At 38.1% G+C, this 2,523-nt stretch carries 1 protein-coding gene; it reads left to right on the top strand.

Translation table 11 applies throughout. The features are described from left to right. Window positions 1-602 precede the first annotated feature (602 nt). The gene (ltrA, locus tag FEZ08_RS12095) at window positions 603-2,405 is read left to right on the top strand and encodes a group II intron reverse transcriptase/maturase (RefSeq protein WP_199288085.1); all 1,803 of its coding nucleotides are present in this window, start codon (window positions 603-605) and stop codon (window positions 2,403-2,405) included. Window positions 2,406-2,523: the final 118 nt, after the last annotated feature.

Raw genomic sequence — 2,523 nt, 5'->3', positions numbered from 1 at the left:
GTGCGCCCATAAGGTGCTATTTCTATCGCCAGGAGTGGTATTTGATTAAAGAGAAATCAAATTGACTAGCCGTCTTACCTACACGCTGAAAAGCCGAGGGGACAACAGCATGACGGAAAAGCCTGTCTATTTCGAAAACAGAGTAGAGATAGGACGGGCAAGGTCAATTGTGACATGGTTAAAGCTAAACTGCTTGAACTCTAGTTTCTTTGCTTGAAAAGGTGAGGCATACGGGGTGTCGCAAGATGCCGAAGACTGTTTGACGCGTATGCAGCAAACTGTTAGGAACATATGTGGTGTAGATGTTTCTACTCTTTACAGATTGCTCAGTGTGCAAGATGCACGTTAAAGAAACGAACGGAAGACCTAAATCACAAGAAGTAGAAATAGAAGCTAAATGGGGATTGCCTAAGTTAGCATGCGAAGTATCGCTATATGTAATGCCTACGGGTGATAAATTTCAAGACTTAATAGGTCAAGAAAGATGACATTGAATAGCTAATATGGCAACGGAGCTATCGTAGTAGTCCGAGATAGGGAAAGCCTATTACATGGCGAAGGATAGCAGGTTATTCATTGATAAAGGAATGGAGGTATGCGAAATGCAAAACGCTGAAACAATTCTATCAATACTAGGAAAACAAGCGACAAACGACAATCACGAATTCCGCCGATTATATCGGTTGTTATTCAATCCCGACTTATACCTGCTGGCATATCAAAAATTGAGTGCTAAGCCAGGAAACATGACACGTGGCGTAGATAATAAAACAATTGATGGGTTCAAAAAAGAATGGATTCATACAACAATTGAGCTATTAAGAGAGGAAAAGTACTATCCAAAACCAGTAAGAAGAGTCTATATTCCAAAGAAAAATGGAAAGAGACGACCATTAGGGATACCTACTTTCATCGACAAATTAGTTCAGGAAGTTATTCGCCTCATACTGGAAGCAATCTATGAACCAAGTTTTTCGGAAAATTCACACGGATTTCGCCCAAAAAGAAGTTGTCATACCGCACTTTATCAAATCAAAAAGACCGGAAAAGGTACCAATTGGGTGATAGAAGGCGATATAACTGGATGTTTTGATAATATAAATCACGCAAGGTTACTCCAGTTGCTGAATATTAAGATTAAAGACGGTCGGTTTATTGAACTCATCCGTCGTTTCCTGAAAGCTGGATATTTTGAATTCAACATTAAGAAAAACAGCTATTCTGGAACTCCACAAGGCGGAATAATCAGCCCAATTTTAGCAAACATCTATTTACATGAATTTGATACATTCATGGGCAAAGTATGCGCCAAATATTCTAAAGGAATTGGTAAGCGAACAAATCCTGAATATCATCGACTGGTATGTAACAGATATTATTATCTAAAAACTGGCAGAAAGCACGAAGCAATTGAATTGCGGAAGCAAATATTGAAAACACCGTCTAAGGATGAAATGGATCCGAATTTTCTGCGTGTAAAATACGTCAGATATGCTGATGATTTCCTAATACTTATTATTGGAAGCAAACAATTAGCCAACACTATTAAATCAAAAGTGGCGCTCTTCCTGAAAAACGAGTTACAGTTGGAATTAAACCAAGAAAAAACGCTTATCACTCATCTTGCTACAAAAAGAGTAGCATTTTTAGGGTATGAAATTACTAAAACTCAAGAAAATTCATTGAGAAAGAAAAATTCTCTTGGACATTCAAAACGAGCATTTAATGGCACAATCCAACTGTTAGTCCCCACTCAAGTTATCACAGAGCAATTAAAACAATTTAGAGGTAATAACAAAGCAATTTCACATACTTCTAGAATTTGGATGCCAGTAGAGGAAATCGTTCAGCGTTACACCGCCGAAATAAGAGGGTTGTACCAATATTATTGTTTAGCAACAAATGTTTCGACACAATTATCAAGGTTTCAATACTATCACTACTACAGCATGGCAAAAACCATTGCAAGAAAAGAGAAAAGCAGTGTTAAAAAAGTTCATGCAAAGTATGGAATTCCAGTCGACCGTAAGGATAGACCCGGAACACGCAACCTCATTGGATTCAAATATAGGAATTCCAAAGGAGAGATTTGTAGTTTTACCTATTATAATGGCGGTCTAAAATGGAAGGAGACTCCATCAAGCCAAGTCATGGAAGCCTTACCAGTCAATTCGTTAGGCGGACAACTTATTCAGCGGTTGAATAAAAGTCATTGTGAACTTTGTGGTAACAAAGAAGAAAATTTGGAAGTCCATCATGTCCGAAAACTCAAAGATATTAAGAAAAAGTATGCCAAAAGAGGAGCAGTAGCACCGAAATGGGTATTACAAATGAGTTGGATAAATAGAAAAACACTTGTCGTTTGTCATTCGTGCCATATAAATATTCATAATGGTACTTTATAATTTTCCTAGATGAATAGCTGGAGAGCCGTATACACTGAAAGGTGTACGTACGGTTCGGAGGGGAGTTCACGGAAACCTAATATGGTAACATATCAAGGCGCCGGGTGCTTACCCTACA

Source organism: Culicoidibacter larvae (assembly GCF_005771635.1).
Taxonomy (GTDB): domain Bacteria; phylum Bacillota_I; class Bacilli_A; order Culicoidibacterales; family Culicoidibacteraceae; genus Culicoidibacter; species Culicoidibacter larvae.
Note: the sequence above shows the minus strand (reverse complement) of the source record. Positions and strands in the feature narration are given on the sequence as shown.

What these genes read in the sequence shown, in the direction of transcription:
- ltrA (WP_199288085.1), top strand. Translation starts at nt 603, where the DNA reads ATGCAAAACGCTGAAACAATTCTATCAATACTAGGAAAACAAGCGACA.